Below are 16,974 nucleotides of genomic sequence, written 5' to 3' on the forward strand. Positions count from 1 at the left end.
TCTCGGTGACGTGTGAGAACTTGACGCATCAACAGCCGGGAGCCCCTTGGTGAGCCAGTCCCCGCCGACCCTGCGCGAGACGCTCGCCCGTCCGCGCGTGAACCGTGCGGAGCCGGGCCGATGAGACTGGCCGGGGGCATCCGGAGGCTCGCGGCGGCTCTGCGCTCGCCGGCGGCCGACTCCGAGATGCACGCCCTCGCCGTGGAGCTCAGCCGCGTCCTGCGCGGGCGGATCGACGCCCCCGTCGGCGTACGGGAGTTGGCGGACGCCCTGTGCGCGGAGATGAGCGGACGCCGCGACGGCCGCCCCGTCCAGCTGCGCTTCGAGCGGTTCCCCGACGAGATCGAGGTCACCGGTCTGTGGATGGAGTTCCACGACTTCGACCTCGTCATCGTCGAGGAGCGCGCCGAGGCCGTGCAGCAGCTCGTCATCCTCGGCCACGAGCTGTGGCACATGAAGGAGGGCCACCGCGACCACCACGTCGCCGGCGCCGCGGCCGCCGCGCACGCCCTGTCGGAGCGGCCCGACTGGCAGGAGGTCGCGCTCACCGTCGCTGCCCGCGACGGCTCCCACGCGTCGGACGAGGCGCAGGCAGAGGACTTCGGCCTGCATCTCGCGAGCGTCTTCCGCTCCTGGCTGACAGGCCCGAGGAGCAAGGGCACCGGCGGGCCCGTGGATCCGGTGGGCCGCGCCATCCAGGCCTCCCTGGGCTACCGCGACCCCCGGGGCTGACCCGCGATGAGCCCCGCCCGCCTCGCCGACGGCCTGTACATCTCCTTCTGGATACCGGCGGCGGTGCTCACCGCCGCGCTCGCGATCAAACTGCCCAGCATCGTCAAGCTGTGGAAGGACCCGCTGCTGCGGGCCGTCGGCGGTCTCCTCGCGCTCGCCTGCGCCGTCTTCGTCTTCGCGGCGCCGCCGACCATCGCCCGGGTCAACCGCGCCACCGGCGTCCCGAACTTCTCGGCGCCCCTGGTCTACAGCCTCATCACCGCCTTCTGCGGGTCCTGTCTGCTGCTCATCACCGCCTGGCGCAACGGCATCTCGGACCGTTCCGCGACGACCCGCCGTGCCACGCGGTGGGTGGTGAGCGTCTACTCCTGCGTGGTCGTCGCGCTGTGGGTGCTGTTCGCGTTCGCCGACGCGCCCGTCGAGCGGGTGCGCGACCTCGACACCTACTACGCCACCACCCCGTTCATGCGCGAACTGATCGTGCTCTATCTGCTCGCGCACACCGTGGCCTGTCTGATCAGCTGCCGGCTCATCCGGAACTGGATCCGCGCCGACGGGCTCGACGCCTGGCTGCGCGGCGGTCTGAAGCTCCTCGGCGTCGGCTACGCGACGAACCTGGTCTACGACGCCGCCAAGGCCGTGGCGGTCGGCGCCCGGTGGACCGGCCGCGACCTGGACTGGCTGAGCACCTCGCTGGCACCGCCGGTCGCCTGCGTCTCCGCCATCCTCATCGCGGCGGGCTTCATCCTCCCGCACACCGGCCAGTACCTGCACCGCCGTGGCCGCACCCGGCTCAGCCACTGGCGTCTGCGGCCGCTGTACCGGCTCACCCGGAACGCCACCGGAGGCCGTGTCCCCTTCAAGCTGCGGGCCACCCCCGAACTGCGCCTCACCCGCCGCGAGACGTTCATCCGGGACGCGCTGCTCCACCTCGCCCGGTACATCGACCAGGACCTGGACCGACGCGCCTACGGTGCGGCCGTGGACCTGGGCCGGGACGCCCGCCGGGCCCGCCCGCTCGCCCACGCCGTGACCATCCAGGCCGCCGTCGACGCCAGACGCCGCTCCCGCGCGGAGGCCCCCGCGCCGCTGGACAGCCCGGACATCGAGGAGCTGCTGGAGGAGATCGAGGCCGTGTCCCGGGCGCTGCGCCGCACCGACGACATCAGGGCGGTCCGCGCACGCGTGGCCGCGGCGGCACCCGCGCACCTCGGCTGAGGGCCGCAGGGACCGCCCGGCCGGACGTCGTTCCGGCACGGGCCTCGACACGCGCCTCACGTCCCCGCTGCGACCGGACGGCCACCCGTGGGCGTGGCGTCATCGTGTAGGAACGGTGGTGACGGTCTCAGGCGGAACGTCCCTACTGGCAAAGGAGCACACGTGTCCTCCCTCTTCCCGGCCCTCGTGGGCGGCTCGGTCGCGGAGCGGTCCGCGCTGCGCTTCGGTGAGCGGTCCCTGACGTACGCGCAGCTCGCCGCCTCGGCCGGCGCCCTGGCCGCGCGCCTGGACGGTGCCGGGAGGGTCGCCGTGTGGGCGACGCCGACCCTGGAGACGGCCGTCGGCGTGGTGGCCGCACTGCTCGCCGGAGTGCCCGCGGTGCCCCTCAACGCGAAGTCCGGGGAAGGTGAACTGGAGCACATCCTGACCGACAGCGCGCCGTCCGCGGTGCTCGCCGCCCCGGGGGACGAACTGCCCTCTCCCGTCCGGGCGTTGCGGCGGATCGACGTCGTGGCCGAGCCGCCCGGCGGCGGGGCGGTGCCGGCGCTGCCGCCGGAGCCGGCGGGACCGGCGGACCCGGCGCTCGTCGTGTACACCTCGGGAACCACCGGCCCGCCGAAGGGCGCCGTCATCCCCCGCCGGGCGATCGCTTCCACGCTGGACGCGCTGGCCGACGCCTGGCAGTGGACGGGCGACGACGTGCTCGTGCACGGGCTGCCGCTGTTCCACGTGCACGGGCTGGTCCTCGGCGTGCTGGGGCCGCTGCGGCGCGGCGGCTCCATGCGGCATCTGGGGCGGTTCAGCGCGGAGGGCGTGGTCCGGGAGCTGAACGGCGGGGCGACCATGCTGTTCGGGGTGCCGACGATGTACCACCGGCTGGCCGAGACGCTCGACGCGGATCCGAAGGCCGCCGAGGCCCTCGGCCGGGCACGGCTGCTCGTGTCGGGGTCGGCCGCGCTGCCGGTGCACGACCACGAGCGGATCACGACGGCCACCGGGCGCCGGGTCGTCGAGCGGTACGGCATGACGGAGACCCTGATGAACACGAGCGTCCGGGCGGACGGAAAGCCGCGGCCCGGGACCGTCGGGGTGCCGCTGCCGGGGGTCGGCCTGCGGCTCGTCGAGGAGGACGGCTCCGTGATCGCGGGGTACGACGCCGACAGCACCCCCACCGGCGCGCACGACGGCGAGAGCGTCGGCGAGATCCAGGTGCGCGGGCCGAACCTGTTCACCGAGTACCTCAACCGGCCCGACGCGACCGCCGCCGCGTACACCGAGGACGGCTGGTTCCGCACCGGCGACATGGCGGTCCTCGACACCGACGGGTCCGTGCGCATCGTCGGCCGCAAGGCCACCGACCTGATCAAGAGCGGCGGTTACAAGATCGGCGCCGGGGAGATCGAGAACGCGCTGCTCGAACACCCGGGGGTACGCGAGGCCGCCGTCACCGGGGAACCGGACGAGGACCTGGGCGAGCGCGTAGTGGCCTGGATCGTGCCCACGGACCCGCAGTCCCCGCCGTCGGCCGACGAGTTGGCCGACCAGGTGGCCCACAGACTGGCTCCGCACAAGCGGCCGCGCGTCGTGCACGTCCTGGAGTCGCTGCCCCGCAACGACATGGGCAAGATCCTGAAGCGGGCGCTGAAGCGTGACTGAGCGGATCCCGGCCCGCGCGGCCCTCGCCCTGCTCACTGACGACTTCGTGCCCTTCTCCGCCCCGAAGGGGGCGCACCCGCCCGACGGTCCGCTGTCCTGGCGGGGATACGACGACGCCCGCGCCCGCGCCCGGGAGCGCACCGGCGAGGAGGAGTCCGTCGTCTGCGGCACCGCGCTCCTCGGTGCCACGCGGGCCGTGCTGGTCGCCTTCGAGTTCGGCTTCCTCGGCGGCTCGCTGGGGGTGCGCACCGGTGACCGGCTGGAGGCGGCGTACACGCACGCCCGCGCGCAGCGGCTGCCCGTCGTCACGCTGGTCGCGACGGGCGGCAGCCGGATGCAGGAGGGCATGCTCGCGCTCACCCAACTCCAGCGGGTGGCACGGCAGTCGGCGCTCACCCGGGAGGCGGGGCTCGCGCAGATCGCCGTCCTGCGGGACCCGACGACGGGCGGTGGCTGGGCCACGCTGGGCGCGGGCGCCGATGTGACGCTGGCGCTGCCGGGCGCCCAGGTGGGATTCGCGGGCTCCCGGGTCCGGCCGCCCGACGCGGACCCGGCGGCGTACACGGCACAGGCCCAGCTGGCGGCGGGCGCGGTGGACGACGTCGTGCCGGCGTCGGAGCTGCGCGGCACGCTCGCGCTCTGGCTCGACCTGCTCACCCGGCCCTCCGCCGGGACCGCGCCGCCGCCCCGGGCGCTGGGCGCGGCCGGGCTGCCCGCCACGGGATGGGACGCGGTGCTCCGGGCCCGTTCCCCGCGGCGGCCACGCGCCCACGCCTATCTGGACGCGTACTTCACGCACCGGGTCGCGCTCCGCGGGGACCGTTGCGGGGGCACCGACGAGGGCATGCTGTGCGGTGTCGGCCTGACGCACGGCGGACGGTCCGTCGCGTACGCGGCCCAGTGCGGGACCGCGACCCGGCCGGCCGGGTACCGCACCGCCGCCCGGCTGGTCCGTCTCGCGGGCCGGCTCGGCATCCCCGTGCTGACGCTGGTGGACACGCCGGGTGCGGCGAACGACGCGGACGCGGAGCGGCAGGGCGCGGGTGCCGCCATCGCGGATCTGTTCACCGCGGTGGCGACGGCACGGACGCCGGTGACCACGCTGGTCATCGGCGAGGGCGGCTCCGGCGGTGCGCTCGCGCTGGCGGCGCCCGGCAACACCTGGGCCACGCCGGACAGTTACTTCTCCGTCATCGCCCCGGAGCTCGCGGCCGCCATCCTGAAGCGGCCCCCGGACGAGGTGCGCGGCACCGCGGATCAGCTCCGCGTGCGTCCGCAGGATCTGCTGGAGCTCGGTGTGGTCCGCGGCATCGTGGAGAGCGCGGCGGTCTGAGCGGACACGGCGACGCCGGCTCCCCCTGCGAGGGGAGCCGGCGCCTTCCGTGCGGGGGTGGTGGTGGCCGGCGCACGTGGCCGGCGCACCCCGGTCGTGGCTAGCGCACCCCGGTCGCGCGGATGATCTCCTGGCTCACCGAGCCGCCCCGGTCGTCGGCGGCGGAGGCCCGCAGCGAGACGTACGCGGTGCCGCGTGGCACGTTGAGCGTCCCCTTCCACGACGCCGTGCCGCTCGACAGCGGGACCGTCCTCCAGGTCCGGCCGTCGTCGTACGACACCTCCAGCTTCGCGCCGCCGATGGTCCCGGTGTCCGGCGCGCCCTTCACGTACTCCGCGTGCAGGCCGACCGGCACTCGGCCGTCGCGCACGTCTCCCGCGAGGTCGGTGTCGATGTCGTAGCCGAGGTTGAGGAGCGGCAGGAAGGTCCAGCGGTCGTCGGGGGTGGCCGCCGACCGTACGGTCCACTCGGAGTGGCCCTTGGTGGACAGTTTCCAGCGGTCGGGGTCGAGGGTGGTGTCCGTGACGACCTTGTAGGTGTGCTCGTCGGCGGGCGCGTCCCAGACGTAGGCGCCGGAACTCGTCTTGCGGTCGACCAGCGTGCCGTCCTGGTACACCTCGGTGAACTGGGTCATCCCGCTGTCGTCGCTCCACACGTCGCCGAAGCCGGTGTGGTCGGGCCCGGAGTCGCCCCAGCCGGGCGTGTTGAACTGGATCACGTTGCCCGACCGCTGCTGCCCCCAGCCGAGCCCGGTGCCCAGGTACGGGTGCCAGACCGGCTTGAACCAGTCGAGCGGGGTCCGGGTGCCGCCCCGGTAGGCGATGACTCCGCTGCGCTCCTCCAGCGCGCCCGCGCCGACGTTCACCGACTCGTGCCAGAGCTGCCCGGTGCCCGTGGAGACGTAGTCGGTCCGTTCGGCCGGGTAGTCGATGCGCTCCTGGAAGCCGATGCCGATGGGGAAGGTGTCGGTGATCGAGTAGCGGTACTCGCTGCCCGACACGGGCTTCGCGGCGTGGAACCGGGTGTCCAGCACGGCGAGTTCACGGGCACCGGGCTCGTAGGTGAGGTCTCCGCGCGGGACGCCGCCCGGGTGGCCCTGCGCGAGGTCGTACACGTACGGCGTGTTGCGCGTCCCGGTCATGTCGACCCGTCCGGCCGCCCGCAGCCGTGCCGCGTCCGCGGTGTCGACCGTGGCGATCTGCAGCGGCCGGTCCGTGTTGTCGTCCGTGCCGAACCAGGCGTTGAGGCGTCCCGCGGTGTCGTCGGTGACGAACAGGGCCGCCGCTCCCGCGTCCTGGGCGGCCTGGGCGAGGGCGGCGGGCTCGACGCCGTCGGCGAGGCGGGCGAGCACGGCCTTGCCGCGCACACCGGTGAACGGCCCGGTCCCCACGTCGGCCAGCGGCAGCCTGCTGCGTCCCTCGATCAACGTGCCGCCCGGCTGGACGACCGCCTCGCGGACGCCGTCGACCTCCAGCAACGGCTTGCCCAGCCGCCACACCGTGCGGTACTCGAAGCCGCCTTCGGTGACCTTCCCGGTCGGCGCGGCGAACACGCTGTCGTACTTGACGGGCACCTCGACCGCACCGAACAGGTCGGAGCCGCCGCCGCTGCGGTCGTACTCCATCAGCAGCTGCCGGGTCTCGGTGCGCCGGTCGACCCTCGCACGGACCTCCTTCAACTGCCTTCCGTCCAGGGTGACTTCCCGGTTGCGGTCGAGCTGTAGCTGGGGGGCGGCGAGGAAGCCGAGGCCGAGGGAGTCCGCGCCGCGGCTGCCGCGCACGTCGAGGAAGGACGTCAGGCTGTACGTGCCGGGCTTCAGGCGGAGTTCCAGGGTGCCGGAGTCGCCGACCGTCACGGGATAGGGGTCGACGCCCTGCGCCAGCTGCTGCACCGCGAGGTCGGCCGCCGTCGGCGACCCGTCGCGGTCCTTGACGTGGACGGTGAGCGTGTACCGCTCCTCCTCCTTGACCAGCCCGAACACGGTGTGGGCGACGGGGGTGCCGGCGACCGAGGCGACGATCTGCCCGGAGGTGTTGCCCACGGGCGCCTCGCCGGCGTCGCCGGTCACCGTCGTGGACGCGGTGCCGTGCGCGGGCACGGTGAGCGCCCGGTCGGCGAGGGAGGCCACCCCGTCGGGGCCGCCCTGCACGGTGAGCGCCAACTCGACGGGCTGGTCAGAGGAGTTGGCGTAGGTCAGGGTCTTCGTGACGGGCTTGTCGTCCTCGTAGGGCCAGCTGTGGAAGCCGAGGTCGGCGCTGCCGGTGGCGGTGACCTCCGCGTCGACGGCGTCCGGCACGCTGACCCGGCCCGCGCCCAGCACGTAGGCGGACGCGTCCAGTTGCTCCGACGTCGACATCAGCGCGTCCTTGAGCCGGGCGCCGGACCAGTCCGGGTGCTTCTCGGCGAGCAGTGCGGCCACGCCCGCGACGTGCGGTGTCGCCATCGACGTACCGCTCATCGAGGTGTAGGGGCCACTGCCTTCGACGAGTCCGGAGCGGGCCGCGAGGATGTCGACGCCGGGGGCGGAGAGGTCGGGCTTGAGCGCGTTGTCGCGATAGCGCGGTCCCGCGCTGGTGAAGTAGGCGGCCTCGTCGGCGGAGTCCACCGCGCCGACGGTGAGCGCGGAATCGGCGGCGCCGGGCGACCCGATGGAGGAGGGCGCGCCGGTGTTCCCCGCGGCGATCACGAACAGCGCCCCGGTCTCCGCGGAGAGGGTGTCGACGGCCTCGGCCATGGGGTCGGTGCCGTCGCTGGCCTCGGTCGAGCCGAGGCTCATGGAGATCACCTTCGCGTGCACGTCGCGCGCGGCCCACTCCATGCCGGCGATGATCTGCGACTCGCTGCCCGAGCCCTGGTCGCTGAGGACCTTGCCGACGGCGAGCGTGGCGCCGGGCGCGACCCCCTGCTCCTTGCCGTCGGAGGCGGCTCCGCTGCCGCCGACGGTCGAGGTGACATGGGTGCCGTGCCCGTTGCGGTCGGCGACCTCCTGTCCTTCGATGAAGCTCTTGCTCCGAAAGACGCGCCCGGCCAGATCGGGATGGTCGGCGTCGACACCGGTGTCGAGGACGGCGACGGTGACGCCCTTGCCGGTGAGCCCCGCCTCCCAGGCCTTCGGGGTGCCGATCTGGGCGTTGCTCTCGGCCATGTCGGCCTTCACGCGCCCGTCCAGCCAGACCTTGCCGATGCCCGCCTGGCGGGTCACGGCCCGCCAGAAGGTGCGGCCCTTGTCCGCGTCGACGGCCGCGCCGCGGATGCTGGGCAGCTCCCGTGTCCGCTCCGCGCCGGACGGGGTGGCCGCGCGCGCCTTGCGGTCGTAGGTCACGATGAGCGGCAGCTCGTGCGTCTGCCGGTCGGTCAGCCCCTGACGTATCAGCTCGCTCACGTCGAACAGGCGCCGGTCCAGGGTGCCCGCCCGCAGGTAGGGCAGCGCCTCGTCCGGTACGACGGTGACGGCGCCGTTCGCCACCTGGGTGCGCACCGCGCCGGTCGCGCCCCGCGGGCGCTCGACGGACACGGTCTTCTTCCCGCCGCCCAGATCGGTGACGGTCACCTTGTCGCCGGTGACGAGAGTGACGGTGCGGGCGGCGGACGCCGCCTTCGCCGGCTCGGGGGTGGCGATCTGGGTGCCGAGCGCGCCCGCCCGCCCCGTGGGCAGCAGGGCGAGCACGAGCCCGGCCGACAACAGCGCCGCCCCGCGTCTCGCTGGTCCTCTGGTCGTCATCTCTGCCCTCTCTGCTCGGCTCTGCTCCGGCTGGGTCCGTTCTCCGCTTCCGCTGTGCCCGGCGCCGCTCCCGCTCTGCCTCCCCGTGCGGGACGGGCGCTGCGAAGAGTGTCAGGGGGCTTGTGTTGCAGGGGAGTTGACGCGACCTGGCGGGAAGGCGCCCTGGCGGCTTCCCGCCAGGACAGGCGGGTACGAGCCGCAGAAACCGGGACAGCCCCGAGCACCGTCCGTAACAATGGGGACGGCCGAGGGTCACGACGGACGGGGGAGCCGGCGCCATGGACGGACTGGTGGAGTTCAAGACGGACGAGGGTGCGCTGGTCGTCGTCGAGGGCGTCGACGACGGGACCGGATCGCGGCTGGTCGCGCGGGACGACGGGACCGTGCAGGCGGCCCGCACCTTCGAGGGCTCGCTGGAGGGCGTACGGGCCGCCGCCCGCTCCGCGCTGCGGGTGTTCCGCGACGGTCTGAACCCCGATGCCGTGGAGATCGAGTTCGGCGTCAGACTCACCGCGGAGGCGGGCGCGTTGATCGCCAAGAGCGCCGTCGAGGGCCATCTCGTCGTCAAGCTCTCCTGGTCGCCGGGACAGTCCGGGGGCTCCGGCTCCGCGGAGACCGCCGCACAGTCATGAGCAGCGCCGCGTGGCACGCCAGGATCAGCTGCGGGCGGGAGACGGGTGCCGGGTTCCTCGTCACCGAGCGGCACGTGCTGACCTGCGCGCACGTGGTGGCGCGCAGCGGCACCGCGGAGGTGCGCGTCCGCTTCGGACCGGGTGTGCCGGACGGGCACGACGGCGACGGGCTGCCCGCGAAGGTCGTCGCGCACGGCGGCTGGGACGGCCGCGACACGGACCCCGGTGACGTCGCCGTCCTCGAACTCGACCGCGCCGTGGCCGTCGAGCCCGCGCGGTTCGCACCCCCCGCCGACGCGTACGGGGACCCGCCGCGCAGGCTCCTGGCGTACGGCTTCCCCAAGCGGTACGAGGAGGGGACGCTCGCCGAGTACCGGGCCACGGCCGATCAGCTGATCGCGGGCGAGTGGGTCCAGTTGGAGGCGTGGGCGGCCCACGGCCAGCCCCTGGTACCGGGGTTCAGCGGCGCCGCGGTCACCCTCGCGGACACCGGCCGGGTGGTGGGCATGGTCTCCGCCGCCGCGCGGGACCCCCAGATCCGCAACGGGCGGATGCTGCCCGCGCACGTCATGGCCCGCTACTGGCCGCGGCTCGGCGAGCTGATCCCGACGCCGGAGTACGGGCGGGCGGAGAAGGAACGCCTGCGGGAACTGGTGCAGGGGCGCGGCCCGGAGTTCGAGGGCCGCCCCGACTGCAGCCCCGAGCGGCTCTACAGCGACGCGGTGGGACCGTTCGGGCCGCCGCTGCCGGCCCGGCGGTTCGGCTCGCTGTGGGACGCGGCCTGGTACCTGCTCTCCGAGGTGCCCGACACCGGCGCCGTCGCCCGGTTCGCCACGCGGCTCGCCGACTTCGTGGAGGACGCGCCGGCCCGCGGCGCGCTGCGGGCCTGGCCGTCCCGGCCGCAGGACCGTCACCCCGGGCCCCCGCGGCCCGGTCCCCCGGCGGCACACCGTCCGGCGGCGGACCGGCAGCCCTGGTCGCCGATCCTCGTCGAGATCGCGCCGAGCGGCTCGGGCGACCACCACTTCCTGGTCGAGGTGTCCGCGTACACCGGCCGGCACCGCCGGGTCGTCGGCTCGCGCGCGCTGCCCGCCGACCGGGTCCGCGGCTACGCCCTCCAGCGCATCGACGAGGCCTACCACGAACTGGAGCCGGAGGCCCGGGAGCTGATCGCGTTCGTCCTGCCCCGCCGCTGGCTCAACACGGACGTGGCGCACTGGCAGCGCAGCGCCGACGACGACAGCCCGCTCGGCTCCTTCGCCCCGCTCGTCGTGATGGACCTGGAGCGGCGGCGCAGCGGCGGACTCCAGCACAAACTGCTGCAGAAGTGGCAGCGCCTCGACGCGCAGCCCGCGGCACGGCTGCATCGCATCGGCTGCGGGGCCCTCGGCCAGGACCCGGTGCGGCTGACGATCGGGCTGCGACGCGGCGCGGACATGGTGGGGTTCGCGGCCCCGCCCCGCGCGGGCGGCACCCGGCGGCTGTTCCAGGCGAGCCTGAACGCGGCGGTGCCGGTGATGTTCTGGCCCCGCACCGGGTGCCGCGGGGACCATCGCGGGGCGGCGCACGAGGACTGCACGGGCGCCGCGTTCCTGGACCGGCTCGCGAAACACCTCGCGGACCTTCCGCCGTCCGAACTTCCTTCCCACATACATGAGTTGCGCGAGGCCGCGTACGCCGCCGACGCGTCCGAACCGCACTGGGCGTACGACCTTGCGCTGCTGTGGGAGGACCCCAGATGCCTGCCCGACCCCGTCGGCTATCTGCACTCGCCCGTCGGCTGAACACCCGTCCGCCGTCCGGCCGGCCCGCTAACGAGGAGAGACCATGTCCCTGTGGCCCGTCTACACGGGTGGGAGCGAGCCGCACGACGGCATCGCGAAGCTGCCGGCGCCGCCACCGTGGCGCGACTTCGACGGCGGCCCCGAGCTGGACACGCCCGCCGTGGACGACGACACCTCGGCGGCCTCCCCGGACCGCAGGCACCGCGCCCGCACCTACCGCGCCACGGACCGCGCCGTCCAGCTCGTCAACGCGGCCCTGTACCTGCGCAGGCCGCTGCTGGTGACCGGCCCGCCGGGCAGCGGGAAGTCGAGCCTCGCGTACGCGGTGGCGCGCGAGCTGCGGCTCGGGCCCGTGCTGCGCTGGAACATCACCAGCCGCACCACCCTGCGCGACGGGCTCTACCAGTACGACCCGCTGTCCCGTCTGTACGCCGCGGGCCGCGCCGCCGCGCACGAACCGTCCGCGGACGACGGGCTCCAGGACCATCTGCGCCTCGGCCCCCTCGGCACCGCCCTCCTGCCCTACCGCCGCCCCCGGGCGCTGCTCATCGACGAGATCGACAAAAGCGACCTCGACCTCCCGAACGACTTGCTGAACATCCTGGAGGAGGGCGAGTACGAGATCCCCGAGCTGGTCCGCGCGGCCCGGCACACACCCGCCGCCGAGGTGATGACCGCCGGTACGGACGACCGCGTCGCGATCCTGCGGGGCCGCGTCCGCTGCCGGGCCTTCCCCTTCGTGGTGCTGACCAGCAACGGCGAACGCGAGTTCCCGCCCGCCTTCCTGCGCCGCTGCGTCCGCCTCGAACTCCACCAGCCGCGCGACGCCCACCTGGAAGCCATCGTCCGGGCCCACCTCGGCGAGCCCGACGCCTACGCCCGGGAGCTGATCACCCGCTTCCTCTCCCGCGGCACCGGCGGTGAACTCGCCACGGACCAGCTCCTGAACGCCATCTACCTGACGGGGGCCGCGGGCGTCGACGCCGCGTCACGGGACGACCTGGCGGAGCAGCTGATGCCGTATCTGAGCCGCACCCAGGACGACGATGAGTTCTGACCCCGCCGACGCGACGGGCACGCCCGGCACTTCGGACGGCACGGCCGCCGGCGAGGGGCCCGCGGCGGGACCCGCCGCGCTCGCCCGGCTGCTCGGGGAGGTCACCGGCGGGGAGCCGCCGGGCTCCGTGGAACTGGCCGAGCTGCTGTGGCTCGCGGGGCATGCCGAAGGGGACTCGACGCCCGGGCGCGCGCCCCGGCCGCAGTCCGCCGGACGTGAGCCCGCCGGCACCCCGGCCGCGCCGGAGGCACCCACGCCGGCCGGCCCGCCACCGCCCGCGCCCCCGGCGGGCCCAGAGGCCGAACCGCCCCCAGGGCCGGGGCACTCCGAGGACCGTGTCCCCCTCCTGCTGCCCGGCGGCGACACGGCCGACAGCGGCGGACCCGGCGACGACGACGGTCCGCACACCACGCTCCTCGCCCCCGCGCCCCCGATGCTGCCCCACCCGCTCGCGCTCCAGCGCACCCTGCGGCCCCTCAAGCGCCGGGTGCCCGCGCCCGTCGGCCAGGAACTCGACGAGGAGGAGACCGCGCACCGCATCGCCCGGCTCGGCGCCGCACCGCCCTGGTGGATGCCCGTGCTGCGCCCGGCGACGGAACGCTGGCTGACCCTGCACCTGGTGCACGACACCGGGCCCACCATGCCCGTCTGGCGCCCGCTCGTCCGCGAACTGCACACCGCGCTGGCCCAGTCGGGCGTCTTCCGCACGGTGGAGCTGCACCGGCTCACCGCCGGCGGAACGGTACGGCGACCGGGCTCGCAGGAGGCGTACGCCGACGGGCGCACGGTCACCCTGCTGGTCAGCGACTGCATGGGCCCCCAGTGGCGGGGCGGGCCGCCGGGCACCCGCTGGTATCGCACGCTGCGCCGCTGGGCGGCCCGGATGCCGGTGGCCGTGCTCCAGCCGCTGCCCGAACGCCTGTGGCGCACCACCGCCCTCCCGGCGACGACCGCCCGGATCTCCGCCCCGTGGCCCGCCGCCCCCAACTCGGCCTACTCCGTGGACTCCTACGCCGTCACGGACCCGCACGGCTCCGCGCCGCTGCCGCTGCCCGTGCTGGAACCCTCGGCGCCCTGGCTGGCGAACTGGTCGGCGCTGGTGGCCGGTTCGGGTCAGCTCCCCGGTTCGGTGGCGCTGCTGGACCCCGCTCCCCCGCCCGCCCCGCTGGACGAGCAGGGCCGCGGCGACGTCGAGCAACTCTCCCCGGAGGAACTGGTCCTCCGCTTCCGGTCCATCGCCTCTCCCGAGGCCTTCCGCCTCGCCGGGCATCTCGCCGTCGGCCGGGCCGAACTGCCCGTCATGCGGCTGGTCCAGGCCGCGATCGAGCCCAGTCCGCGGCCGCAGCACCTGGCGGAGGTCATCCTCAGCGGAGTGCTCAGCAGCACACCGGGCCCGCCCGGTTCGTACGCCTTCCGTCCCGGCGTCCGCGAGCTCCTGCTGGGCACACTGCCGCGCACCGCGCACACCCGCACGGCCGAACTCCTCTCCCGGGTGGGCGCGTTGATCGACGTCCGGGCCGGGGTGGCCGCGGGGGAGTTTCCCGTGCTCGCCCCCGGGCGCGGGGACGAGCGGGGCGGCGGCGAGCCCATCGCGACGGTGCGGGAGGAGAGCCTCAGGAGGCTGGGCGGTGCGACGCCACCGCGCTCCGGAGGGCTGGTGCTCGGCCGGTACCGGCTGGTGCGGCGGCTCGGGACGAGCGGCGGACACGCGCTGTGGCAGGCCATGGACACCGAGGCGGACCTGACCGTGACGGTGCACCAGTATCCCGCGCCTCCCGCACGGCACCCGTTGTTCCTGGAGCGCGCACGCGCCCTCGCCGCCGTCGGGCACGCCCATGTGATCGCCGTGCGCGACTACGGGATCGACGACGGACTGCCCTGTCTCGTCACGGAGTTCGTGGAGGGCCTCACCGTCGCCGAGCTGACGGCGGAGGGCGGCTTCGGGCTGCCCTTCTCGCTGCTCGCGCCCCTGGCCCAGCAGGTGGCGGACGGTCTGCGGGCCGCGCACGAGAAGGGCGTCGCCCACGGCCGGCTGACCCCGAACGCGCTGCTCGTCGCGCCGGACGGCACCGTGAAGATCACCCACTTCGCGCTGGACGCGGAGCAGCCACCCGACCAGTCGAAGGACCTGAGCCGGTTCGGCCATCTGCTGCGGCGGCTTGCCGGAGGCGACTCGGCACCCGAACTCGGCGCGATCCCCGGCGAGTTCAGGGCGTTCTTCGACGACGCCCTCACCCCGCTCACCTCCTCGGACCTGGAGGCCCAGCGACGCGGCAGGGACCTCTTCCTCACCCCCTCCTTCGCCCAGGTCCTCCAGGCCGGGGAGGCCGCCCGGTTCCGGTACCGCGTGCTGGGCCCCGTGCGGGTCAGCCAGGGCAGCCGCCCCCTGGCCGCCGGTGCGCCCCGGGAACAGGCGCTGCTGTGCATGCTGCTCCTGCGCCGCGCGCGGACGGTGACGCACGAGGAACTGATCCAGGGCCTGTGGGGGCGTCGGCGCCCGCAGCGCGCGGCGCGGCTGCTGTCTACGTACGCGGCCGGTCTGCGCAGGACCCTGGGCCCCGGCGTGCTGGCCACCACGGCGGACGGCTACGCCCTCCTCGCGGACCCCGGAGGCGTCGACCTGAACCGCTGCGAGGAGCTGATCGCCCGCTCGAAGGCCCTCCGGGACGAGCAGAACCCGGCGGGCGCGCGCGCCGCCGTCCGGGAGGCGCTCGCCCTGTGGCAGGGCCAGCCCGTCGACGGCGTGCCCGGACCCGCCGCCGAGACGACCCGCGGCCGCCTGCGCGCCCTGCGCCTCACGCTCTGCGCCACCCGCGCCGAACTCGACCTGGAGCTCGGCCGCTTCGAGCGCGCGGCGGCCGACCTCACCGAACTGCTCCGCTCCCACCCCCGGCGGGAGGACTTCCGGCGGCTGCACATCCTCGCCCTCAAGGGCCAGGGCCGGATCGCCGAGGCCATCGAGTCGTACGAGGCCTTCGAGGAGGCGAGCGAGCCCTACGGCGAGCCGAGCGCGACGATGCTGGAGCTGTACCGCGAGCTGCGCGGCGCCCCGGAACGCGCCCGGCCCACCATCGTCGTCGAGTACCTCGATCCCGGCGAGCAGGCCCGGCAGCCCCGCAGTCACAGCGCCGTCGGCCGCACCCTGGCCTGGCTGCTCTCGCTGAGCGACATGGCCCCCCGCGACTACGAGCTGCTGGCCCGCGACAACGGCTACCTCGTGATCACCGAGCCCGAGGCGTCCGTACTGACCGCGCTGCACGCCGTCATGCGTGAACTGCCGGGCGCCCTGCTGGAGATGGAGGATCCGCCGCGGCTGTCGGTCACGTTCTGGCACACCGCGCAGTTCACGCCCGCGGACCGTGCCGCGACCCTGACCGCCGACGTCGGCTCCGGCCGCGACGTCGTCATCGTCCTGTCCCCTCCGCTGCACGAGGAGCTGATGGGCGGCGGCACGGCCGTCACCGACGCCTCCTTCCTCCCCCTGCGCTGGGAGGGATCGGGCCCGCCCGTGGCCTGGTACTACCCGCTGGACCTGCCGGAGCGGGCACCGGAACCGGCCGAACGGGACCTGGTGCGCGGTCCGTTCACCAAACGTGAGATCGAGCGGATCCGCGTCCCCGAGCAGGGCCGCGCGGCCGTCGTGCACACGGAACCCGACGGTTCGCTGACGCTCCTCGACCCCGGCCGGCCCCTCGGCAAGCGCCCGCCTCGGTACCTGATCACGTACTACGAGGTCGACCTGACCGCGCAGGGGACCACGCATGAGCTGCACCTGCCCAGCTCCGGGCGCGGCGCCTTCGCCGCGTCGGCCGAGCTGTCCTGGCACGTGGACGACCCGGTGGCATTCGTCCGCAGCGAGGCCACCGACGTGTCCGGACTGCTCCTCGACCACCTGGTCAGGGAGGCCGGACGGATCACGAGGCGCCATCCGCTGACGCGCGCGGGCGCCGCCCAGCGGGCGGTGCACGACGGGCTGCGCAGATGGCCGGTGCCGGGGTTGTCGGTCGGGTGTTCGGTACGGCTGCGCCCGGGCGCGCCGGCGTCGCAGGCCCCGCCTCCCCAACCGGTGGAGCAGCCGGTGGAGCAGCCGGTGGAGCGCACGGCGCCGGACGGGAGGGCGGGGCGTCACCCCGCGGATTCCCTGCTGGGCGACGCCGTGTGTGTGCTCCTCGGCTTCCACGGCACCCTGGCCCGGCTGTGGGGCGGCGTGCAGCGCGACGCCGTGAACCGCGAGCTCGCCACGCTCCTCGTGGAACTGCGCAGTCCCGACGACGCCCTGAGCGGCACCTCCCTGCCGGGCGGGGGCGCACCCACACCGCCTCTTGAGGGATACGCCGATCCGTACGACCTGCTGCGCGCGTTCGCGGACCACCGGTCCGGGCCCGAACTGCGGCGACGGCTGGACCGGCTGGAGGCGGCAGCCGCCGCCTCGGCGTCACCCGTCCCGTACGCGGACTCCCTGGTCCGCGCGCTCGCGGACACCGGCCGGGGCCCCGCCGTCGTCACGAACGCCTCGCGGCGCGCCGTCCTGTCGTACCTGACGTCCAGGGGTCTGGCGGACTCGGTGACCGGCGGAGTGCACGGACGGTCCGACGACCTCGCTCTGCTGATGCCGGACCCCGACTGCCTCCGGCGCGCCCTGGACGAACTGGGGGTCGCCGCCCATGAGGCTCTGCTCATCGGATCCACCGTCGCCGAACTGACCGCCGCGGACGCCGTCGGCCTCCCCTTCGTCGGCCTCACCCGGCAGACGGGGGTGGAGCGGCGGCTGACCCGGGCGGGCTGCGAGCGGATCATCACGTCCCTGGAACCGGTTCTCGATGAGGTGCGTACCTCCTAGA

9 protein-coding genes are annotated in these 16,974 nt (G+C 74.7%); 8 read left to right on the forward strand and 1 reads right to left on the reverse strand.

Going from position 1 to position 16,974, the window contains the following annotated elements:
* Nucleotides 1-120 precede the first annotated feature (120 nt).
* The 4 genes from BKI49_RS11325 to BKI49_RS11340 all read left to right on the forward strand — a co-directional run bounded on the left by BKI49_RS11325 (nt 121) and on the right by BKI49_RS11340 (nt 4,939).
* Complete coding sequence (locus BKI49_RS11325; protein WP_095934097.1) at nt 121-732, forward strand: toxin-antitoxin system, toxin component; 612 nt, start codon at nt 121-123, stop codon at nt 730-732.
* Between the two features lie 6 nt (nt 733-738).
* The gene (locus BKI49_RS11330; protein ID WP_095934098.1) at nt 739-1,950 is read left to right on the forward strand and encodes an MAB_1171c family putative transporter; all 1,212 of its coding nucleotides are present in this window, start codon (nt 739-741) and stop codon (nt 1,948-1,950) included.
* A 162-nt stretch (nt 1,951-2,112) separates the two neighbouring features.
* Nucleotides 2,113-3,606: an acyl-CoA synthetase gene (locus BKI49_RS11335; RefSeq protein ID WP_095934099.1), complete on the forward strand. Its 1,494-nt coding sequence runs from the start codon at nt 2,113-2,115 to the stop codon at nt 3,604-3,606.
* Nucleotides 3,599-4,939, forward strand: coding sequence for a carboxyl transferase domain-containing protein (locus BKI49_RS11340; RefSeq protein WP_095934100.1), 1,341 nt, complete (start codon nt 3,599-3,601; stop codon nt 4,937-4,939). Before BKI49_RS11335 ends, BKI49_RS11340 begins: the two co-directional genes overlap by 8 nt.
* Before the next feature lie 100 nt (nt 4,940-5,039).
* Here the strand turns inward: BKI49_RS11340 and BKI49_RS11345 are convergent, their stop codons facing one another.
* Nucleotides 5,040-8,660: a S8 family serine peptidase gene (locus tag BKI49_RS11345; RefSeq protein WP_095934101.1), complete on the reverse strand. Its 3,621-nt coding sequence runs from the start codon at nt 8,658-8,660 to the stop codon at nt 5,040-5,042.
* 278 nt (nt 8,661-8,938) lie between these two features.
* Here BKI49_RS11345 and BKI49_RS11350 point away from each other — a divergent pair, with 278 nt between their 5' ends.
* Genes BKI49_RS11350 through BKI49_RS11365 form a run of 4 tightly spaced genes read left to right on the forward strand, consistent with a single transcriptional unit; the run spans nt 8,939 to nt 16,973 of the window.
* Nucleotides 8,939-9,292, forward strand: coding sequence for a CU044_2847 family protein (locus BKI49_RS11350; RefSeq protein ID WP_095934102.1), 354 nt, complete (start codon nt 8,939-8,941; stop codon nt 9,290-9,292).
* The gene (locus BKI49_RS11355) at nt 9,289-11,076 is read left to right on the forward strand and encodes a VMAP-C domain-containing protein (protein ID WP_095934103.1); all 1,788 of its coding nucleotides are present in this window, start codon (nt 9,289-9,291) and stop codon (nt 11,074-11,076) included. The genes BKI49_RS11350 and BKI49_RS11355 overlap by 4 nt, the downstream gene beginning before the upstream one ends.
* Before the next feature lie 43 nt (nt 11,077-11,119).
* The gene (locus tag BKI49_RS11360; protein ID WP_095934104.1) at nt 11,120-12,133 is read left to right on the forward strand and encodes an AAA family ATPase; all 1,014 of its coding nucleotides are present in this window, start codon (nt 11,120-11,122) and stop codon (nt 12,131-12,133) included.
* Nucleotides 12,123-16,973, forward strand: coding sequence for an SAV_2336 N-terminal domain-related protein (locus tag BKI49_RS11365; RefSeq protein WP_095934105.1), 4,851 nt, complete (start codon nt 12,123-12,125; stop codon nt 16,971-16,973). The genes BKI49_RS11360 and BKI49_RS11365 overlap by 11 nt, the downstream gene beginning before the upstream one ends.
* Nucleotide 16,974: the final 1 nt, after the last annotated feature.

Origin of the sequence: Streptomyces sp. Tue6028 (genome assembly GCF_002300165.1) — a bacterium.
Taxonomy (GTDB): domain Bacteria; phylum Actinomycetota; class Actinomycetes; order Streptomycetales; family Streptomycetaceae; genus Streptomyces; species Streptomyces siamensis.